Source organism: Corynebacterium sp. ACRPZ (genome assembly GCF_022346205.1).
In the GTDB taxonomy this organism is placed as follows: Bacteria; Actinomycetota; Actinomycetes; order Mycobacteriales; family Mycobacteriaceae; genus Corynebacterium; species Corynebacterium lehmanniae.
This window is the reverse complement of sequence record NZ_JAKRMR010000007.1, coordinates 103,096-123,784: the sequence shown is the minus strand read 5'-3', so window position 1 is coordinate 123,784 and position 20,689 is coordinate 103,096. Positions and strand designations below refer to the sequence as shown.

The 20,689-nt window shown below is 62.5% G+C and carries 12 protein-coding genes and 2 tRNA genes; 10 read left to right on the top strand and 4 right to left on the bottom strand.

The features are described from left to right. Window positions 1-208: 208 nt before the first annotated feature. On the bottom strand, window positions 209-484 hold the full coding sequence (locus MHX64_RS06675) for a TetR family transcriptional regulator (RefSeq protein WP_239356284.1): 276 nt from the start codon (window positions 482-484) through the stop codon (window positions 209-211). Continuing rightward, on the bottom strand, window positions 481-693 hold the full coding sequence (locus tag MHX64_RS06670) for a CopG family transcriptional regulator (RefSeq protein WP_239307562.1): 213 nt from the start codon (window positions 691-693) through the stop codon (window positions 481-483). The genes MHX64_RS06675 and MHX64_RS06670 overlap by 4 nt, the downstream gene beginning before the upstream one ends. Before the next feature lie 60 nt (window positions 694-753). Here MHX64_RS06670 and gyrA point away from each other — a divergent pair, with 60 nt between their 5' ends. Both gyrA and MHX64_RS06660 read left to right on the top strand, forming a co-directional pair. Next, window positions 754-3,321: a DNA gyrase subunit A gene (gyrA, locus tag MHX64_RS06665; RefSeq protein ID WP_239356285.1), complete on the top strand. Its 2,568-nt coding sequence runs from the start codon at window positions 754-756 to the stop codon at window positions 3,319-3,321. A gap of 3 nt (window positions 3,322-3,324) precedes the next feature. After that, complete coding sequence (locus MHX64_RS06660; protein ID WP_181889417.1) at window positions 3,325-3,669, top strand: DUF3566 domain-containing protein; 345 nt, start codon at window positions 3,325-3,327, stop codon at window positions 3,667-3,669. A 254-nt stretch (window positions 3,670-3,923) separates the two neighbouring features. On the opposite strand, the gene MHX64_RS06655 is transcribed toward MHX64_RS06660, so the two are convergent. Beyond that, window positions 3,924-5,048 (bottom strand): matrixin family metalloprotease, encoded by a 1,125-nt coding sequence (locus MHX64_RS06655; RefSeq protein WP_239356286.1) that lies wholly within the window; start codon window positions 5,046-5,048, stop codon window positions 3,924-3,926. Between the two features lie 390 nt (window positions 5,049-5,438). Here MHX64_RS06655 and MHX64_RS06650 point away from each other — a divergent pair. The 8 genes from MHX64_RS06650 to MHX64_RS06615 all read left to right on the top strand — a co-directional run bounded on the left by MHX64_RS06650 (window position 5,439) and on the right by MHX64_RS06615 (window position 20,094). Beyond that, window positions 5,439-5,512: transfer RNA gene (locus tag MHX64_RS06650), tRNA-Ile, on the top strand. 18 nt (window positions 5,513-5,530) lie between these two features. Then, window positions 5,531-5,603: transfer RNA gene (locus MHX64_RS06645), tRNA-Ala, on the top strand. A gap of 149 nt (window positions 5,604-5,752) precedes the next feature. Further along, the gene (locus tag MHX64_RS06640) at window positions 5,753-7,471 is read left to right on the top strand and encodes an RNA-binding domain-containing protein (protein WP_239356287.1); all 1,719 of its coding nucleotides are present in this window, start codon (window positions 5,753-5,755) and stop codon (window positions 7,469-7,471) included. Between the two features lie 134 nt (window positions 7,472-7,605). Further along, window positions 7,606-8,205 (top strand): hypothetical protein, encoded by a 600-nt coding sequence (locus MHX64_RS06635; protein ID WP_239356288.1) that lies wholly within the window; start codon window positions 7,606-7,608, stop codon window positions 8,203-8,205. Window positions 8,206-8,265: 60 nt separating this feature from the next. Further along, window positions 8,266-9,075, top strand: a complete 810-nt coding sequence (locus MHX64_RS06630) for a phytoene/squalene synthase family protein (RefSeq protein ID WP_239356370.1) — start codon at window positions 8,266-8,268, stop codon at window positions 9,073-9,075. Then, the gene (gene crtI / locus MHX64_RS06625; protein ID WP_239356289.1) at window positions 9,072-10,601 is read left to right on the top strand and encodes a phytoene desaturase family protein; all 1,530 of its coding nucleotides are present in this window, start codon (window positions 9,072-9,074) and stop codon (window positions 10,599-10,601) included. The genes MHX64_RS06630 and crtI overlap by 4 nt, the downstream gene beginning before the upstream one ends. Before the next feature lie 259 nt (window positions 10,602-10,860). After that, a complete protein-coding gene (locus MHX64_RS06620; protein ID WP_239356290.1) occupies window positions 10,861-15,282 on the top strand; it encodes a hypothetical protein in 4,422 nt (1,473 codons plus the stop codon). Window positions 15,283-15,600: 318 nt separating this feature from the next. Beyond that, window positions 15,601-20,094 (top strand): hypothetical protein, encoded by a 4,494-nt coding sequence (locus MHX64_RS06615; protein WP_239356292.1) that lies wholly within the window; start codon window positions 15,601-15,603, stop codon window positions 20,092-20,094. A gap of 53 nt (window positions 20,095-20,147) precedes the next feature. On the opposite strand, the gene MHX64_RS06610 is transcribed toward MHX64_RS06615, so the two are convergent. Next, window positions 20,148-20,657, bottom strand: coding sequence for a hypothetical protein (locus MHX64_RS06610; protein ID WP_239356294.1), 510 nt, complete (start codon window positions 20,655-20,657; stop codon window positions 20,148-20,150). Window positions 20,658-20,689: the final 32 nt, after the last annotated feature.

Genomic DNA, 20,689 nt, shown 5'->3' with positions numbered 1-20,689 from the left:
ACCGACCGGACTACCCAAAGAGGTCACCATCATCCGCACAACCACCAAAACCCGCCCACAATCACCCACACTTACCGTCGCCTGAACCAGAAACTGTTCACAACCACTTGACACAAAGCGAAAAAAATTTGACCTGGGGTTTTAGCGACGAAATCTAGAAAAATGTCGATTCGTACAAAGCAGTTGCCTATCGACGACCATCCGGCCCTCACTCGGCCCAGCGCCGGTACACCTCGGCGGCGACGTCCGCGAACCCGGCGTTGGGCTCAGTGCCAGCACCGGACAGGGGTTGCAGCGCGCGGATGGTCTCGGCAAGCGCCGCAGCGGCTGCCTCCACGGAGTCGAACACCGGCACGCCGTGGAGCCGGGCGCCAGGCACCGCGGCGCAGGCCGCCAGGGAGGCAAACGAACGGACGTGGCAGCCGTGGAAGGCGCAGTACTCGTCGGCGACGGCCAGGAGCTGCTCGCCGGAAAAACCCCTCATGACCGGGCCTGACGGATCCGGGATTCCATGCTGGCGTAGGTGGGGATGAGGGTGCGGGCGAGGTCGGTGACGTGGGCGTCGTCAAGCAATCGCGATGCTGCGGTGACCACCGCACGGCGTGCGGCCTCTTGCTTCGAGCACCCCCATGCGGACGCGAGTAACACGAGCGCCTTGTCCTCGTCTGCGGTCAAGCGGAGCGTCATAGCCATACCACTTTGATACCACGCCGCAACCGGGAAAACCCGGAGAAGCCCGCTAGACTCATCTACATGGCTGATGACACCACTGGCGGCTTGGACCGCATTCAACCAATCGACATCAACGAGGAGATGCAGACCAGCTACATCGATTACGCCATGAGCGTGATCGTGGGTCGCGCGCTCCCGGATGTGCGCGACGGCATGAAGCCGGTGCACCGCCGCATCATCTACGCGATGTACGACAACGGCTACCGCCCCGAACGCTCCTACGTGAAGAGCGCGAAGCCGGTGGCGGACACGATGGGTAACTACCACCCGCACGGCGACAGCGCCATCTACGACACCCTGGTGCGCATGGCGCAGCCGTGGGCCATGCGCTACCCGCTTGTGGACGGCCAGGGCAACTTCGGTTCGCCGGGCAACGACGGCCCGGCCGCGATGCGTTACACGGAGTGCAAGCTCACCCCGATCGCCATGGAGATGGTCCGGGACATCCGCGAAAACTCCGTGGACTTCACGCCCAACTACGACGGCAAGACCCAGGAGCCGACCGTCCTGCCGTCGCGTGTGCCGAACCTGTTGATGAACGGCTCCAACGGCATCGCCGTCGGCATGGCCACCAACATCCCGCCGCACAACCTGAACGAGCTGGCGGAGGCGATCTACTGGATCCTGGAGAACCACGACGCCGAGGAGAAGGAAACCCTCGACGCCGTGATGGAGCGAGTGAAGGGCCCGGACTTCCCCACGGCGGGCCTGATCGTGGGCGACCAGGGCATCAAGGACGCCTACACCACCGGCCGCGGCTCCATCCGCATGCGCGGGGTGACCGAGATCGAGGAGATTGGCAACCGCCAGGTCATCACGATCACCGAGCTGCCCTACCAGGTCAACCCGGACAACTTCATCCACAACATCGCCGAGCAGGTCACCGCCGGCAAGATGGTAGGCATCTCCAAGATTGAGGACGAGTCCTCCGACCGCGTGGGCATGCGAATCGTCGTCACGCTGAAGCGCGACGCTGTGCCGCGCGTGGTGCTGAACAACCTGTACAAGCACTCGGCGCTGGAGACGAACTTCTCCGCCAACATGCTCAGCATTGTCGACGGCGTCCCGCGCACCCTGCGCCTGGACCAGATGCTGCGCTTCTACGTCAAGCACCAGATCGAAGTCATCGTCCGTCGCACCCAGTACCGCCTGGACGAGGCCGAAAAGCGCGCCCACATCCTCCGCGGCCTGGTCAAGGCGCTGGACATGTTGGACGAGGTCATCTCCCTGATCCGCCGCTCGCCGACTGTGGACGACGCCCGCGCCGGCCTGATCGACCTGCTCGACGTCGACGAGATCCAGGCCAACGAGATCCTGGCCATGCAGCTGCGCCGCCTGGCCGCCCTGGAGCGCCAGAAGATTGTCGACGACCTGGCCGCCATCGAAGAACAGATCGCGGACTACAAGGACATCCTGGCCAAGCCGGAGCGCCAGCGTGCAATTGTCGGCGACGAGCTCAAGGAGATCGTCGATAAGTATGGCGATGAGCGCCGCACCCGCATCGTCGCCGCCACCGGCGACGTCACCGAAGAAGACCTCATCGCCCGCGAAAACGTGGTGGTCACCATCACCTCCACCGGCTACGCCAAGCGCACCAAGGTCGACGCCTACAAGAGCCAGAAACGCGGCGGCAAGGGCGTGCGCGGCGCCGAGCTGAAGCAGGACGACGTGGTGAAGAACTTCTTCATCTGCTCCACCCACGACTGGATCCTGTTCTTCACCAACTTCGGCCGCGTCTACCGCCTCAAGGCCTACGAGCTGCCGGAGGCGGGCCGCACCGCCCGCGGCCAGCACGTGGCCAACCTGCTGGAGTTCCAGCCGGAGGAGAAGATCGCCCAGATCATCCAGATCCAGACCTACGAGGACGCCCCGTACCTGGTCCTGGCCACCCGCGACGGCCGCGTGAAGAAGTCCCGCCTCACCGACTACGAGTCCGCTCGCTCCGCCGGCCTGATCGCCATCAACCTCAACGAAGGCGACGCGCTCATCGGCGCCTCCCTTGTCGGCGAGGACGACGACCTGCTGCTGGTGTCCGAACAGGGCCAGTCCATCCGCTTCTCCGCCGACGACGAGCAGCTGCGCCCGATGGGCCGCGCCACCGCCGGCGTGAAAGGCATGCGCTTCAAGGGCGACGACCAGCTGCTCGCCATGACCGTGGCCAAGGACGGCGAATACCTGCTCGTGGCCACCTCCGGCGGCTACGGCAAGCGCACCGCCATCGAGGAGTACAACGCGCAGGGCCGCGGCGGCATGGGCGTGATGACCTTCAAGTACAGCCCGAAGCGCGGCAAACTCATCGGCGCGCTCTCTGTCGCGGAGGACGACCAGATCTTCGCCATCACCTCCGCCGGCGGCGTGATCCGCACCGAGGTCGACCAGATCCGCCCGTCCTCGCGCGCGACCATGGGCGTGCGCCTGGTAGACCTCGCCGACGGCGTCGAGCTGCTCGCCATCGACCGCAACGTCGAGGACGAAGGCGAGGAGGAAGCCACCGCAGTCGCCACCGGGCAGAAGACCCTCGAGCAAGCGCTTAGCGACGACAGCTCCGCCGGTTCCTCTGATTCCCAGGCCGACGAGGACAAGGAGTAGCCCGTGGCTGTCCGCAAAGTGACCGTGCGCCACATCGGCGCCGGCTCCACCTTCAAAGTGGCAACGCTGCTGGCCTTTCTGGGCTTCATCGCCTGGATGGCCGCCTGCCTGCTGGTCTACTACGGGCTGGAGCGCGCCGGGGTGGTGGATTCAGTGAATTCGCTGATCGGAGGCGTCGGCGGCGACCAGGTGGTGGACATGAAACTGGCCATGTCCGCCGCGGGCCTGTTCGGCCTGGTGGGCTTCCTGTTCCAGGTGATCATGGCCCCGCTGACGGTAATCATGTACAACGCCATCGCGGACCTGGTCGGCGGCATCAACTTCACCATGTCCAACCGGGCGAAGTAGGGGCTGGTCTCCGGGGCGGGCCCCTCAAAACCCCATGTCGATACCTCGATGTCGATAGTTCCTGGTCACAGGTTTGAGCCCTGTTCCGGCGGCTTTTCGTCGAAAGGCCCTGACCTGCAACTATCGACCTCAAGGTATCGACTTCGCCATTCCCGCCTTCATCGCTCGCGGACTCCGCATTGCGGACAACCCCGGTGACCCCAACTATTGGCCAGCACCCACGAAAAAAGCCCCGGCGGAACCGGGGCGTTGGGCTAGAAGGGGAGCAGGCCGTTCATGGCGGCGAAGCCTGCACCCGCGATGCCCAGGACGGCCAGAGCTGCGACCACGGAGCCGACGATCGCGGCGACGTTCACGTCTGCGGCCTCGGCTGGCGAGTCCTTACCGGGCGCGGTCTGCTCAGGCTGAGAAACCGGCGCCTCGGAAGCCTCGGCCACCGAAGCCTTAGCCGCCGGCGCTGCGCCGTGGGAGACGGTGCGGGCGCCGAGCTCGAGGGCGTCGTGGCCGATGCGCGGGGTGTCCAGGACCAGGGAGTCCCAGTCGGCGGGCACCTCGACGGGGCCGTTCGGGCCCTCGGCGATGTAGGCCTCCTCGGAGTAGTTGAAGTGGGTGAACTCGTGGTCGTAGTTCATCACGGAGAGGTATTCGGCCGGGGTGGCCTGACTGCGCGGCAGCTTGCGGGTGACGTCCGCGGATCCGCTGTGGCGCAGGCCGAGGGTGTGGCCGAACTCGTGGAGGATGGCGTTGCGGAGCTGCTCGTCGGTGGTGATTTGGCCGTTGTTGGCCACGAAGAAGGCGCTGTCGCCGACGAGGGCGACGCCGGTGGTGTAGTCGCCGGGGGCGATCTGGTCGCCGATGATGCCCAGGCGGAAGACGTTGGAGCGGTCGCCGAGGTGGGTGTCGATGTCCTGGAGAAGGCGCACGCCGGTGATCTGGTCAGCGAAGTAGTACTGGGAGTAGCCCACGGTCTCGCCGCCGTGGAACTCGGTGTAGTTGGGGATGTTGGTGTAGGTTTCGCCGGCGTCGATGTGGAGGGCGATGCCGTGGTCGTCGAAAAGCTTGACGATGTCCTGCAGCGCCTGCGCGGACGGCGCGAAGGACCTGCCGTTGTGGTCTTCCATCCAGTTGAGCTGGAGGAACAGGTCGGGGCGGTGGGGGTCGACGCCCCATTCGGGGAGGGCGAGCTCGGTGCCGTCGGGAAACACGACGCCCTCGGTCTCCCAGTCGTCGGGGAGGCCGTCGTTGTCGGAGTCGATGGCGTATTCGGCTTCCTCGAGGCCAACGAGTGCGGAGGCATCCGCGGCGGCGGCCGGCTGGAGGCCGGTGAAGGCCAGTGCTGCTGCGAGCGCGGCGGCGAGGGCCTTGGTCTGTGCGCGCATCTCGTTGCTCCTTTGTGCGTTGTGGTGGACATGGGCTGCTTCGATGTCCATGATTTTATGCAAGGAGTTTGCGCAGGTAAACCGGGGTAAGATCGTTCAACACTTGGTTCGGATTGTTCAACGTTTGCGGCCCGCACGGGCGCGGATTGTTCACCAATCAGCCCCTGCCAAAACACCCCACGAACCCGAGGGCAGCCCCCTCACCTGCAAAGACGCACAAAACCCCAGGACAGCGCGGATTGTTCACCACTTATCGCAACGCCTACCCCCGCCTATTACCCCTGCTTACCGGGAGGGTGGAACGTCGATAAGCAAATGCCTCTTTTATGGGCCGTACGCTGGCGATTTGGAGCTGTTATGGGTGCTCTGTAATATTCCTATTCGTTCCAAGGGCCTATAGCTCAGTCGGTTAGAGCGCATCGCTGATAACGATGAGGTCGCAAGTTCGATTCTTGCTAGGCCCACGGTACCCTTGGGTACGCGGGGCATTAGCTCAGTTGGTAGAGCACCTGCTTTGCAAGCAGGATGTCAGGAGTTCGATTCTCCTATGCTCCACAGATTGCTCCCTCCGGTTGCGGAGGGAGCTTTTTGCTTTGCGACGGCTGCTCCGTGGCAGCACTTTCACACTTTCCGCCCTCATACTGCGAATTAAACTCCGAAACCGCAGGTAGACAAAGTGCGAAAGTGAGAATACACTCACAACCATGACTTGGACTGAGGGACAGTTGCGCGAGACGCTCTCCCAGTTGCGTGCGTTTGGAGACGACCCCACGCTGGTCGAGTGCAAAACCGCAGGTGGGGGAGTCCCAAAAAACATTGGAGAAACGCTGTGCGCGTTTGCCAACATGCCGCAGTCGGGCGCGATTCTTCTCGGGGTGAGCGAGCGCAGGGGCTTTGAGGTCACCGGGGTTGACGACCCAGCGCAGATGGAAAAGAAAGTGACCAGCGTCAACCGCGCGGCAGTCAAACCCGCGCCGCAGTTGGAGTTCACGCACCTGTCATTGGAGGGGAAGAATGTGGTGGTTGTTGAAGTCACGCCACTGTTGCCCTCCGAGAAGCCCGCGAATTACGACGGCAAACCGTATCTGCGGCAGGCGGACGGCGATTACGTGATGAACTCCAACGACTTGAAGATGCTCGAGCTTTCGGCGCTGGCCGAAAGGCAGCAGGCGCACTTCGATTTCGAGTCCGTGCCGGGAACTGATGCTGACGTCCTAGACGGTGAGGTGCTCACGGGCTATTTGAAGGCGGTGCGTGGCTCCCGTTCGCGCATTTCCAAAATCGACGACGATGCCCAGCTGTTGCAGGTCACCAACGTCACGAACAGTGAGGGCAACGTCCGCTTCGGTGGGTTGTACGCACTTGGGTTCCTTCCCCAGTCGGTTGAGCCGGCGCTTGGCGCAACGGCTGCGGTGCGCCTTTCGCGGGGTGAGGGCGTGGGCCGGAACAGGAATCTCACTGAGATTGAGGGGCCTTTGCCGGTGATGTTGACGGAGGCGATGGAGTGGATTCAGCAGAACTCAGACACGGTCAGCCGGTACACGAACAGCGGGCATCTGGTGGACGAGCCCGAGTTTCCTCCCAGCGCGATCCGCGAGGTGTTAGCGAATGCCCTGGTGCACCGGGATCTGGGCCCCTCGGTGGATGTGGGCAAGAAGGTCGAAATTCGCATCACTGAACGGATGCTCATCGTGGTCAGCCCGGGTGGGCTGCGCGGGCTGTCTGTGTCGCAGCTAGAGAGCCCCGTTCTGACCAAATCGCCGGTAAACAAGAGGTTGTACGAGATTGCGCGTTACCTCAGAACGGAAGATGGAGAACGTGTCATCGAGGGTGAGGGAGGCGGCATCCAGGAAATTTTGGCTGCGACGAGGGAGGCTCGCCTGCCAAAGCCGCGCTTTATTGACAACGGCGTGGAGTTCAAAGTGCTCTTCCCGCGCGGTTCCCGTTTCACGGAGGAACAAAACACCTGGTTGAAAGGGCTGCAAAGCGGCGGCGAACAGTTCACACCGACGGAGGAGGATCTGCTTGTAGAGCTGCAGAATCACGGAGCCACCTCCTTCCAAGCAATAACGCAGCGCTACACACCACTTGGGGAGCAGGCGTGCAGGAACATGCTGCGAAAGCTTGTAAACGCTGGCGCGATCGTGGAGTCGGACGGGGTGTTCTCATTGTCCGGGGAGTCCCCGAGACAGCATTCCGATTTCACCGCCCGGGCAGAGAGCCTCGCTGCGCTGGGTAAGAATGTTCCTGCCGTGTACCAGGCGATTCCGCCCGCCGGCGCTGTCACACTTAAGGAACTGCAAGCCACCACGGGTTTGTCGCCGGCGCAGCTGCGTTACGCGTTGGAGCCTTTGCTCGACCACGCCCATGTGGTCATGCTCGGCGGCCAGGGCCAGCGCACTACCACCTACCGGCGCACCTAATTCACACTTTCCGCCCCCAAACTGCGAATCAAACTCCGAAACCGCAGGTAGACAAAGTGTGAAAGTGAGAATCCCGGCGGAGAAGCAGCCCAGTCAGTACTATCGCGGGCAAAACCACCATGGGAGGCCCAGCCGTGAAGCGAAAGATTATATCCGCGGTCGCCGCCGCAACGCTGTCGCTGAGTGTGGCGGCGTGTGGGGCAGGGGACACACAGGAAGCGCAAGAAACACAGGAAACGCAAGGTGCGCAGGATCCCGGCGTGCTGGAGGTCAGCTCCGGCCCGCTGACGGTCCGGGTGCCGGAGGGCTGGTCGGAGTTTGATAGCTCCAGCGACCCGGATTCCATTAAGGACCCGTGGGTGGTGGGCGCGCGCGACAGCGAGGACGCGATGACGGTGCAGATCCGCCTGTCCAAGGACACGGGTGTGGCGCCGCACGCGGACGCGACTAACTCGGTTGCGCTGTACGGCAACATTTTTGCGGGGGACACCCAGATTGAGCCGAGGGGCACGGACGACGCCGAGGTGGACGGCGCGGACAAGGCGATCGTGAGCTACTTCGAGGCCGTGGACGACGACGGCGACTACTGGGACGGGCTGTTCCTCTCCGCGGAGAACTCGGAGACCGGCAACGTCTCCACCATGGAGATGGTCAGTCTACGCGGGGAGGGGTTGTCTCAGGAAGAGGCGGAGGAGATCATCGCCAACGCCTCGTACGACAAGTCCAAGGAGTAGCGCAGTTCCCGCACGGTAAGCTCCCAAGGCGTGAACACCTACCTCTCCCGCTTCGACGCCATGGCGGACAAGGCGGCGGCGCAGGTGATCGCGCAGTATTCCACGAGTTTTTCCCTGGCCGTGCGCACGCTGCCGGAGCCGGAGCGCACCCACATCCGGAACCTGTACGCGGTGGTGCGCATCGCGGACGAGATCGTGGACGGCACCACCGCCCAGGCCAACGAATGCCCGGAAACGGCCCTTGACCTGTACGAAGAGCAAGTCCTGCACGCGCCGGCCCACCGCTTCCACACGGATCCGGTGCTGCACGCGTGGGCGCGCACGTTCCGCGAGTGCCGCCTCAACGAGGACCACGTGCGCGCCTTTTTCGCCTCCATGCGCGCGGATCTGACGCAGACCGCTTTCACGCCGGAAGAGCTGGATACCTATATATATGGCAGCGCTGAGGTCATCGGCTTGATGTGCCTGGACATTTTCCTGCGCGGCCGCGACACCCCGCACCGCCGCGAGCTGGAGGACGGCGCCCGCGCGCTCGGCAGCGCGTTTCAGAAGGTGAACTTCCTGCGCGACCTCGGGGAGGACAGCCGCGCGCTCGGCCGCGCGTACTTCGACGCCCCGCTTGACGACGCCCTAAAGTCCACCCTCACCAGCCAAATCACCGACGAACTCGACCGCGCCCACACGGCCATCCCGCTGCTGCCGCCGGCGGCCCGCGGGGGAGTGGCCGCCGCCGGGGCGCTGTTCAGGGAGCTCAACGCCCGCATCGCCGCCACCCCGGCAGCCGAGCTGCAATCCACCCGCGTTAGTGTGCCCAACCACATCAAGCTCGCGCTGACGGCAAAAGCGCTCGCAAACGCAAGGAAGCAATGAAACCGCAACCGAAGTCAGCCATCGTGATCGGCGCCGGCGTGGCCGGCATGGCCACCGCGGCGTTGTTGGCCCGTGAGGGCATCGACACCACCGTGGTGGAAAAGCTGCCTACCTACGGCGGCCGCGCCGGCAACGAGACCGTCGACGGTTTCCGTTTCGACACCGGCCCGAGCTGGTACCTCATGCCGGACGCGTTCGACCACTTCTTCGGGCTTTTCGGCAAACGCACCGAGGACCTCCTCAATCTCCAGCCCCTCGCCCCCGCCTACCGCCTCTTCCCGGAGACAGGCGAGCCCATCGACGTCCACTCCGGCCGCGACAACGCCGCCAAGCTCTTCGAGCAGCTCGAACCGGGCGCGGGCGCCAAGCTCCTGGAATACCTGGATAGCGCCGAGGAGACCTACGACCTGGCCATCCAGAACTTCCTGTACACCAACTTCCGCTCCCTCGAGCCGCTGAAGCGCATCCGTGGCCAGTACACCCGCCTCGCGCGCTACCTCACCGAACCCTTGGACAGGTTCGTGGCCAAGCGCTTCACGGACACGCGCCTGCGCCAGATGCTCACGTACCCGTCGGTGTTCCTCTCCTCGCACCCCAGCCGCACGCCGAGCATGTATCACCTGCTCAGCCACACCGACCTCACCCAACGCGTGCTGTATCCGCAGGGCGGTTTCGCGGCAGTCATGGACGCGCTGTTTGAGCTCGCCGTCGAGCACGGCGCGCGGTTCCGCTTCAACTCCGAGGTCGCGGCCATCGAGGACAGGGGCGTAATGCTTATCGACGGCCAAAGGCTCCCCGCCGACCTCACCATCTCCGCCGCGGACCTCCACCACACCGAAACCCGCCTGCTGCCGAAGAAGCAGCGCACCTACGACGAGTCCTGGTTCGCCCCGCGCGACCCGGGCCTGGGCACCGTGCTGGTCATGCTGGGCGTCGAAGGCGAAATCCCGGAACTTACCCACCACAACTTCCTGTTCAGCGACGACTGGTCCAACGACTTCGATGCTGTATTTAATGGACCGGTTGCTAGCCGCCCACTGGGCGCGTCGCAGTCCATCTACGTGTCCAAGCCGTCGGCGACGGATCCGTCTGTGGCGCCTGCCGGCCACGAGAACCTGTTCGTGCTGGTGCCGGTGCCCGCGGATCCGTCGGTGGGCCACGGCGACATGTACCGCGGCGAAGCCTCGGAGCAGGTGCAGCGGATCGCGGACGCGGCGATCGAGCAGATTGCGTCACGGTGTGGGGTTGCGGGGCTGGGCCGGAGGATCGTCGTAAAGCAAACGCTCGGGCCTGCGGACTTTGCCGAGCGCTACCACGCCTGGTCCGGCGGGTCCATCGGGCCCGCGCACACGCTGCGACAGTCCGCGTTCTTGCGCGGCTCCAACACAAGCCGGAAGGTGGAGTCGCTGATGTACGCTGGAGCGACCACGACGCCGGGGGTGGGCGTGCCCATGTGTTTGATTTCCGCTGAGAATGTGCTCAAGCGGGTCCGCGGCGACAGAAGTTCGGGCCCGCTGGACCGCTGACCGTCGGTTTGTTGAACAATTGCGGGTTTTGTGGTGAAGATCACTCGATTTTTTTGTGTGGAAAAGTTGGACAAAGGTCGAGGTCAGCGGGGTGGAGTTATGAGTTTTGTCTTAATATCTGGACTTTTATGGCTTTCAGCGGGGTTAAGGACTTCTTTTCGTCGGTTCATTGCGATTGAATAGGGGTCTGTCAGTTTTGGGGTCCGTGTTCAGGAACTCTCCAGGCTGCTTCGAATATCTCCCTAGACGTTGAAGGACTATGACGTTGCATAACGCAAACCTGAAAAAGCGCATCATGGCCACCCTGGTCTCCGGTGCAGTTGCATTCGGTGGTGCAGCCGTTGTCGCTCCCGCCGCAGACGCAGACTCGCGTATTACTAGCCAGTACTCCGCCCTCGACTCCTCCGTTGAGCAGGTCGCTGTCGACTACAACTTGAAGCAGGAGTGGAACCGGGACTCGGGCCAGTACTGGACCCCGCTCGGCCCGGGCTGGTGCATCGACCGCCACCTCGATGTCCCGCGCACTAACACTGCATATGAGGTGCGCAAGCTCGACGGCACCTCCGGCTTCTACGGCTTTAACGGCGACATGGGCGGCAACCTCAAGATCGACGAGGATATTGAGCGCGCCGCTATTAACCTGACCAAGCTCATGCTTACGGACGTGAAGCAGGGCAAGAACGCCGATGCAATGTCCAAGAACGTGGCACTGCAGGCGCTGCTGTCCAACAACAAGGAGACCCTGAACCTCCTGCGCGGCTGGGTTGCTGGCTCCCGCAACGTCCAGGTTCCGGGCGTGAAGCCGATCTCCGCACAGCAGTTCCTGCAGTGGACCGGTTTTGAGGTGCGCAAGAGCTACTTCGAGCAGAGCGGCCAGGCCAACTACTACCTCGCACTGAACGACGCTGCTTCTTCCCGCCTGAACGTCAAGGATGGCGAGTACGTCACCATCCTGCTGCCGCGTTCCTACAACGTGTACGAGGACCTGTCCAAGGAGCCGACCAACCAGCGCATCATCACCATTGCGCAGCCGGGCCTCGAGGGCTTCGAGCCGGGCGTCAAGGAAGGCCAGACGGTCAAGACCGAGTGGGTGACCGCACCGGCCACGACCAAGACTGTCACCGAGCGCCCGACCGTGACCAAGACGGTTGAGGTCGGCTCCCCGGACTACATCAAGGAAGAAACCGTCCAGCCGACGGTGACCAAGACGCAGTACGTCCAGCCGGTGCAGGAAGAGATCGCCACCGTCACCCAGGCGGAGAAGACGGTCACCACCACCCGCCGCCCGGAGGTCTCCACCGTCACTGAGACCAAGAAGGAGTCCGCACCGGACGTCACCATCACCAAGACCGCCCCGGCCCGGACCGTGACCCAGACCGTCGTGGGCGAGCCGGAGTACGTCACCGAGACCAAGACCGTCACCCCGACGACCACCGTCACCGGCGCGAAGCAGACCGAGTACGCCACCCGCACCCTCGAGCCGAAGGTTGAGACGGTTACGGAGACCAAGCCGGCCGTGACCTCCACCGCTACCGTCACCGCTGCGCCGGAGACGAAGTACGTGGCTACCACTGTCACCAGCACCCAGCGCGAAGAGAAGACCACCACCAAGGAGGTCGAGCGCTACTTCCGCCACTACGACTACGCCTTCGACTTCCGCACCGGCGAGAAGACCGAGGAGATCGAGGTCAAGAACCTCGGCTCCTGGGACATCGACTTCGTCGACGATTCCAACGGTCTGGTCGAGGTGACCAAGGAGGTCCGCGAGGACGGCACCGCCATCCTCAAGATCACCCCGAAGAAGGAAGGCCGCGGCAAGGTCCGCATCGTTGTCGTGGACAACGAGGGCAACCGCCACGAGTACGTCATCGACGTGGTCAACGATTCCACCACCGTGGAGACCACCGGCGAGGTCACCGTGAACAACCACTACTTCAACGTGGGCGTTTCCGGTGTGAACCAGAACATCGACATCCCGGCAGGCTGGGACTACGAGATCGTCGAGGGCAAGGGCCTGGTCACCACCGAGGAGAAGGACGGCAAGCTCAACGTCAAGATCAACGACGGCGTGCTCAAGGGCAACGTCAAGATCGAGGTGTTTGAGAAGAACGACAAGGGCGAGAAGACGGGCAACAAGAACGTCTACGAGTTCAACATCGACGCCACCTCCGACAAGTACACGCAGACCCGCGTGATCGGTAACGCCAACTCCTACAAACTGGAGATTGAAAACGTTGCGAACAAGCCGGAGATTGTCTCCGGCGAGGACCTCATCGAGTCCATTGAGAAGCGTGACGGCTTCTGGATCATCACCCCGAAGCCGAACGCCGAGGGGAAAGTTGTGCTCAAGGCTGTGGACGCCGAGGGCAAGACCCACACCTACACCCTGGACATCCGCCCGGGCGCCAACGTGCTGGTCGACGTTGAGACCCACCTCATCGAAGAGGGCACGGATGTCGACGTCAAGACCTCCGGCGACGATTGGGATTTGATCCAGACCGGCGGCAACGAAGACAACTGGGACATCAAGCCGACCGATAACGGCTTTAAGATCCACAACGAAAACAACGGCACCGGCATCTTCAACCTGTACGCGAAGGATGGCAACGGTGAGCGCGTGCTGGTTGGCGTCTACACCATCTCGGCGAAGCCGAAGGAAGAGGACGCTCAGTACGAGATCCCGAAGTTCACCCAGGATCTGAAGGACCGCAACACCGCCGAGTTCAAGCCGGGCAACGAGAGCAACACCTTCGAAATCATTCAGGGCAAGGACAACGCGACCCTGGTAAAGACCGAGGACGGCAAGTTCCGCGTGCTGCCGAAGGTTGGTTTCGAGGGCCAGATCGTCGTCGCTGAGAAGTCCCCGAACGGCAAGACCGTTGCTGAGTGGACCCTCAACGTCACCAAGAGCAAGGTCCAGGACCGCGTGATCGACGTCAAGGTTGGCGACGATGTTCGGATTGCTGGCGAGACCCAGAAGCTTAACCTCAAGGTCGTCGAGGGCGAGGAGCTCGTCGAGAGCATCGAGAACGGCAAGGTCAACTTTAAGCCGGGCGCTAAGGGCACTGTGATCATTCACAACCTGAACTCCCGTGATCTGCCGTTCCAGACCTGGCAGTTCAACGTCACGCCGTCCGAGCCGCGCGAGGAGAACATCACCCTCAACCCGACCTCGAAGCTGACTCTGACGATCCCGGAGGGCTCCGACTACGAGGTCACCGACGAGTCCCTGGTTGACGTCACCAAGGACGGCAACACCATCATCGTCACCCCGAAGGACGGCGCTGAGCGCAAGACCCAGGTCAAGATCAAGAAGGGCGACGACGTTTACGTCATCTACAACATCGACGTCGTCCCGGGCGAAAACGGCAAGGGCGGCAGCTCCGAGTCCCGCGAGCAGAACTTCAAGCTCACCGAGGACGGCAGCTTCACCATCACCCGAATCAACAAGAACGAGATTCGCGTCGATGAGGGCAAGGAGTACGTCAACGTCAAGATCGACGAGAAGACCGGTAAGTGGATCCTGACTCCGAAGGGCAAGGACTCCATCGGCAAGACCGTCACCGTCGTCGAGGTGGACAAGAACGACAAGGTGGTCAAGCGCCACACGATCGAGATCGTGGAGCAGCCGACCCCGCTGAAGTTCGTCGAGGAGCGCGTTGTCTACAAGCGCGATTTCAACGACAAGATCATTCCGGGCAAGGGCAACACTCTGCACGTGGTTCGTGGCAAGGACCTGATCACCAACGCGGCGCCGGACTCCAAGGGTCAGCTGTTCATCCAGCCGACTGAGAACAAGTCTGGTTCCATCCTTGTCGAGGAGCGTGATTCCGAGGGCAACCCGGTCCGCCTCGTCGAGATGGAGATCCCGGGTACGGCTGAGGGTCTTACCCCGCCGGACGTCAACGCTAATGGTTCCCGCGACAAGGGCTTTGACATCAACGTCAAGGGTGGCGAGAACTCGGTCGAGGTCTACGTCTGCTACAACGACGATTGCTCCAAGAAGAAGCGCCTCGAGCCGGGCAAGGAGATTGAGGTCTCCGAGGGTGGCAAGCTGCATGTCCTGCCGGGTGCTCACCTGGACGGCGGCGTCAAGCTCATGGTGGTTCCGGTTGAGAACGGCAAGCTCAACGACAAGGAAAAGGTGATCATCAACATCACCCAGCAGAACACGACGGTCCAGGAGAAGGGCTCCTCCAGCGAGCTTGACGGCAAGTGCATTGCTTCCCTGGTTGGCCTGTCCGCTCCGCTGCTGCTGGCTATCCCGGTCGGCATCCTGTCTCAGGTCCAGATCCCGGGCCTGGAGGGTGTCTCCGCGCAGATCAACGGCGCTATCCAGGATGCGAACAACCGCATCCAGCAGGGCCTGGGCATCTACAACGAGGATCGTGCACAGCGCGCCGCTGACCTCCAGGGTGCGTTCCAGGGCGTGAACACCGAGCAGCTCGGCATGGCTGCCGGCGCACTCGGAGCGATCACCGTCGGTCTGCTCATCGTTGATCAGGTCATGCGTGCCTGCGGCAAGGAGGAAGTGACCTCCTCCTACCAGCTTGGTAAGGCAACTGACAGCGAGTTCCTGATGTACGGCTCCTCTGGCAAGCCGTCCCAGGCTGAGGCTGATAAGGGCGAGGGCGAAAGCTCTTCCTCTTCCTCCTCTGAGAAGCAGGATTCTTCCAAGTAAGAACCGCCTTTAACCTGTGAAACCCGGTGCCAGTACGGCACCGGGTTTTCGGCGTTTCAATGCCGGTTTGTTGAACAATTGCGGGTTTTGTGGTGAAGATCACTCGATTTTTTTGTGTGGAAAAGTTGGACAAAGGTCGAGGTCAGCGGGGTGGAGTTATGAGTTTTGTCTTAATATCTGGACTTTTATGGCTTTCAGCGGGGTTAAGGACTTCTTTTCGTCGGTTCATTGCGATTGAATAGGGGTCTGTCAGTTTTGGGGTCCGTGTTCAGGAACTCTCCAGGCTGCTTCGAATATCTCCCTAGACGTTGAAGGACTATGACGTTGCATAACGCAAACCTGAAAAAGCGCATCATGACCGCAATGGTCACTGGTGTTATGGCTACGGGCGCGGTCGTATCCGCTCCGCTCGCAGAAGCCGCAAACGAGAACACTTCCAGCCAGCAGATCGTTGGTGCTTACGAGAAGCTCAGCGGCGCGGATCTGGCCCGCTACGACCAGATGCTGAAGCAGGCCCCGAAGGACGACCAGTCCATCGACCTGCTGCCGTCCAGCGCTGGCCCGGGCTGGTGCATCGACTGGGGTCTCGGTAACCCGTGGGATACCGGCAACTACCAGGTCCGCAAGCTCACCGGTGCTTCCGGTCGTGTCGGCAACGGCGATGCCATTAGCGAGGATGTCCGTATCGCGGCCATCAACGTGGTGAAGGAACTGCAGAAGGACTACAAGGCCTACGCAAACGGCGATCAGTCCAAGGCTGGCGCCATTTTGACCAAGAACGGCATTCTGCGCGCGCTGCTGTCCAACCAGCTGGGTTACCTGAACCAGGCTCGCGAGGATGTCGTCAACGGCAAGGTGAGCCAGTCCGCGTTTGAGAACCTGACCGGTTTCCGCATTTTGCACCACCAGGCACCGAAGGGTCAGCCGAGCTACTACCTGTCCAAGCTCCCCCGCCACGACGAGATTGCAAAGACTGTGAAGCCGGGCGAGTACGTCACCGTCCTGGTGCCGCTCGAGTACGACTACAACATCGTGCCGCGTAAGTCCTTCCAGCGTCTGATTCCGGTCCCGCAGCCGGGTCTGGATCCGAACCCGCCGAAGACCCCGCCGAGCATCGTGGAGACGATCCCCACCACGCCCGAGGTGACCACCACGGTGACCCGCCCGCAGGAGATCACCACCACGAAGACTCTGCCGAACACGACCTACACCACGACGCGGACCAAACCGGCCACTACCGTGACCGAGCGCTCCACGCTGCCGACGGCGTACACCACCGTGAGCACCCGTGAGGTACCAGGCAAGGTTGTCACTACGACCGTCACCCCGGAGCCGCACGTCACCACCGTCAACGAGACCGACTCCAACCCGCCGAAGTTTGTCACCAAGACTGTAACCCCGGAGCCGCACGTCACCACCGTGACTGAGCCGGGCAATTCTGAGGTTGTCACCGAAACTGTCACCGACACCCCGGTTGTCACCACCAAGCCGGGCGAGGTTGTCACCGAGACCGTCACCACGCAGCCGGTCACCACCGTCACCTCCACCAACACGGCAAAGACCGAGACGGTTACCAGCACCGTGAAGCAGCCGGAGACCACCGTGACCACCACGGTCACCGACGTGGAGAAGTACTACGTTGAGAAGTACTACGAGCGTGTGAAGGAAGTTTCGGAGTACTACTACTTCGCAGGTTTCACCTACGGTGAGAAGTCCAAGGTCATTGAGCTGCCGGAGAAGATCGGCAACAAGTGGTCCTTCGAGATCATCAAGGGCTCCGACATCGTGGTCGTCGAGCGCTCTGAGGACGGCAAACTCGTCATCACCCCGCGCGAGGACTTCGAGGGCGAGGGTGAGGTTGAGATCCTCATCACCGACGACAAGGGCAACCAGCACATCTACCGCGTCAAGGTCACCGACACCGTTGCTGTGAAGGATTCCCTCAACGTCAAGGTGAACAACTACTTCTACACCTTGAACGCTGGTAGCGAAGACCGCATCACCACCATCCCGTGGAAGCCGGGCGAGGAGATCGACTGGGGCTACGGCTACGACAAGGACGGCAAGCTCATCAAGCCGGAGCACGGCGAGTTTGATGTTCTCAAGGACGAGGAGAAGGGCACCCTCACCGTCAAGGCTGGCGAGGACTACACCGGCCCCGTCATCGTGCGTATCACCGAGGACAGTGGCGAGGTTCGCGAGAACATCGTCACCGTGGAGAACAAGACCTCCAAGTTCGACGTCACCCGCGAGATCCTGAACACCTCCACCGCGAAGATCGAGTACCGCGGTGGCGACTACAAGATCCTGGGCGACGGCGACAAGAAGGTCACCATCGAGCGCGACGGCGACGTCTGGGTTGTCACCCCGAAGGAGGGCGCAACTGGTGACGTCGAGATCGTCTTCACCGACGAGAACGGCTTCGAGTACAAGTACACCCTGAAGCTGATCGAGGACAAGAACGCTGGCCCGACTATTTACAACCGCGAGCTGGAGTACAAGTCCGAGAAGCCGGAAACCCTTGAGATTGAGTACGTCAAGGACTACACCGCTGAAATCGTCGCGGGTGATGACGTGGCGAAGCTCGAGAAGAAGGACGGCAAGTGGGTCGTCACCCCGACCAATGAAAAGGGCGGCCAGGTCACCGTCCACGTCAAGGACGAGAACGGCCGTCTTGCAGCTGTCTGGATCATCGACGTTTCTAAGCGTGAGGTCGAGGAACTGGAGAACCAGGAGATCGAGCGCACGGTCAGGGACCGTGCGACGGTTGAGATCACCCGTGGCTCCAAGGAGTTCAACTGGCTGGTCGTCGAAGAGGGCGACGAGTACCTCACCGAGGGTACTGACGGCTCGAAGCTCGGCGACAAGGATAATCTCAAGCTGAAGTTCAAGCCGGTTCCGGAAGGCGAGACCCGCACCGTCAAGGTTGTGGAGTACGTCAAGGGCAAGGTCGACCAGACTGATGCCGATGGCAACCCGCTCTTGGACGAAAATGGCAACAAGCTGCCGCAGGTCGAAGGCGATCTGCCGATCAAGACTTACACCTACACGGTCGAGCCGTCCCCGGTCCGCGAGATGGAATACACCATCACCGCGGACAACGAGCTGAAGCTCTACGGCACCAAGTTCCAGGTTGCCAAGGGCAAGGAACTGCTGGCTGAGCAGCCGGCGAAGGACGCTTCCGAGATCAAGGTCACCCCGAAGCGCGACGCCAAGGGCACCCTGGTTATTGAGAACGTGTCCGAGGACGGCTACGTCTTCGAGCGCTACACCTTCGAGATCACTCCGGGCCGCAGCGCTGAGGTGACCCCGGAGAACACCACCATGGGCTGGAACGCCGAGGCAACCATCGCGTCCCAGGATGGCGAAAAGGTTGAGGTTCTCGAGGGCGAGGAGTTCGTGGACGTCAAGCGTGACGGCGACAAGCTCATCGTCACCGGCAAGGAGAAGGCTGGCAAGGCTCTGATCCAGGTCAGCGACAAGCGTGGCGCGTACGCGCAGTACGAGATCACCCTGGTCGAGCCGAAGCGCAGCGGTCTGTACACCTACAAGATCTCCACCTCCACTGAGTTCCAGGCGACCCTGGTCAACGAGGAGAACAGCTTCCGTGTGGTCAAGGGCGCTGACGCGTTCGAGGCTCCGGAGGAGAGGAACGGCCAGTGGGTCCTGCGTCCGAAGGCTGACAAGGTTGGCGAGACCGGCATTGTCGCCGAGTTCAACAAGAACGGCCAGGAGATCAACCGCTACAAGCTGGAGATCGTCGAGCCCAAGACCACCGGCGCACGTCAGCAGACTGACTTCCTCATCGAGGGCGACGCTAAGGAGCTGAAGAAGCTGGACGAGGGCAACAAGGTTGTCGTCGTCAGCGGCAACGACCTGGTTGACCTCAAGGACAACGGCGGCTCCGTCGAGCTGACCGCGAAGAAGGGCTCCGCCAACAAGGTGGTCCGCGTCGAGGAGCGCAACTCCAACGGCGACCTGGTCCGCGTCATCGCCTACGGCATCTACCCGGAGGGCACCCGCACCGCCGAGGGCAATGTGATCAGCGAGAACCACGATCTGCCGGTCGTGATCGACACCAGCATCAACAACCACTCCCCGGTCAACGTGACCTTCCCGGACAACGTGAACGACATCATCTTTACCAAGGGCAAGGAGTACTTCGAAGAGGTCAAGAAGACCGACGAGGGCGTCACCCTGGTCCCGCGCAAGGATCTGAAGCCGGGCACCTACAAGGCGACCTACCTCCTGGTCGGCCCGGATGGACAGTCCTACGGCGAGCGCGAGATCGAGATCAACGTCAACGTTGAGAACAACACCCGCACCGAGCAGAAGGGCTCCTCCGCTGAGCTCGACGGCAAGTGCATCGCCGGCATCGTGGGCCTGACCGCTCCGCTGCTGCTGGCTATCCCGCTGGGTATCCTCTCCCAGGTCCAGATTCCGGGCCTGGAGGGTGTGTCCGCGCAGATCAACGGCGCTATCCAGGATGCGAACACCCGTATCCAGCAGGGCCTGGGCATCTACAACGACGATCGTGCGCAGCGCGCAGCTGGCATCCAGGGCGCGTTCTCCATCGAGAATCCGGAGCAGCTCGGCATGGCAGCTGGCGCCCTGGGCGCTATCTCCCTGGGTCTGCTGGCAGTCGACGGCGTCATGCGCGCCTGCGGTGCGGAGGAGTACACCTCCTCCTACATGATCGGCAAGGCCACCGGCAGCGAGACGCTGATGAACGGCTCCTCCGGCAAGTCGGACAACAAGTCCACCGACAAGGCTGAGGGCGAGGCTGAAGGCTCCTCCAACGAGGAGAAGTAAGCCCCCGAAGAGCTAGTGCCCACCAGGTCCACCCTGGTGGGCATTTCTCTTGCCTACTTCCCGGCGACTCCCTCGACGACCTGGCCCAACCAGTCCATCGCGTAGTCGTAGCCGGTGCGCCCATCCACCTTGTACCCGCCGGGTATGTCGGTGTAGCCCAGCTTGTAGTACGACATGTGCCGCGGCCCGAAATCGCCCGCCAACTTCGCGGATTCCACCAGGTTTGCGTTGGCGGGGTGGTCGTAGGCGGCGCGCAAACCGGCGGCGTCGATAGCCTGAGCACTCAGCTTTGCGACGAGCTCCCGCACCACCACCTGCCTCCCCTCCGTACCCGTGGGCGTGCGGGGAACCACGCCGAAGCGCTCCAACCACCAGTACATCTGCTCCGCAGCCTGGATCGCGCGGAACACCTCGAGCATGGCATCGAACCACGCGGCGGCCGGCGAGTCGCCCATCGCGCCGCGCAGGCCGTTGAGCCCCTGCAGCATCCAGGTCCAGTTCACGCCCTCCTTCGCCAGCTCCGGTGCCGCGGCAGCCAGCGCGATGGCGGCCTGCTGCTCCACAGGCGTGGGGCTCGCGGCATCCGCGTGGCGGC

Excerpts from the sequence above, each read along its gene's own strand:
- MHX64_RS06675 (WP_239356284.1), bottom strand. The coding sequence starts at position 484 with ATGAGGGGTTTTTCCGGCGAGCAGCTCCTGGCCGTCGCCGACGAGTAC.
- MHX64_RS06670 (WP_239307562.1), bottom strand. The coding sequence starts at position 693 with ATGGCTATGACGCTCCGCTTGACCGCAGACGAGGACAAGGCGCTCGTG.
- gyrA (WP_239356285.1), top strand. The coding sequence starts at position 754 with ATGGCTGATGACACCACTGGCGGCTTGGACCGCATTCAACCAATCGAC.
- MHX64_RS06655 (WP_239356286.1), bottom strand. The coding sequence starts at position 5,048 with ATGCGCGCACAGACCAAGGCCCTCGCCGCCGCGCTCGCAGCAGCACTG.
- MHX64_RS06640 (WP_239356287.1), top strand. The coding sequence starts at position 5,753 with ATGACTTGGACTGAGGGACAGTTGCGCGAGACGCTCTCCCAGTTGCGT.
- MHX64_RS06630 (WP_239356370.1), top strand. The coding sequence starts at position 8,266 with ATGGCGGACAAGGCGGCGGCGCAGGTGATCGCGCAGTATTCCACGAGT.
- crtI (WP_239356289.1), top strand. The coding sequence starts at position 9,072 with ATGAAACCGCAACCGAAGTCAGCCATCGTGATCGGCGCCGGCGTGGCC.
- MHX64_RS06620 (WP_239356290.1), top strand. The coding sequence starts at position 10,861 with ATGACGTTGCATAACGCAAACCTGAAAAAGCGCATCATGGCCACCCTG.
- MHX64_RS06615 (WP_239356292.1), top strand. The coding sequence starts at position 15,601 with ATGACGTTGCATAACGCAAACCTGAAAAAGCGCATCATGACCGCAATG.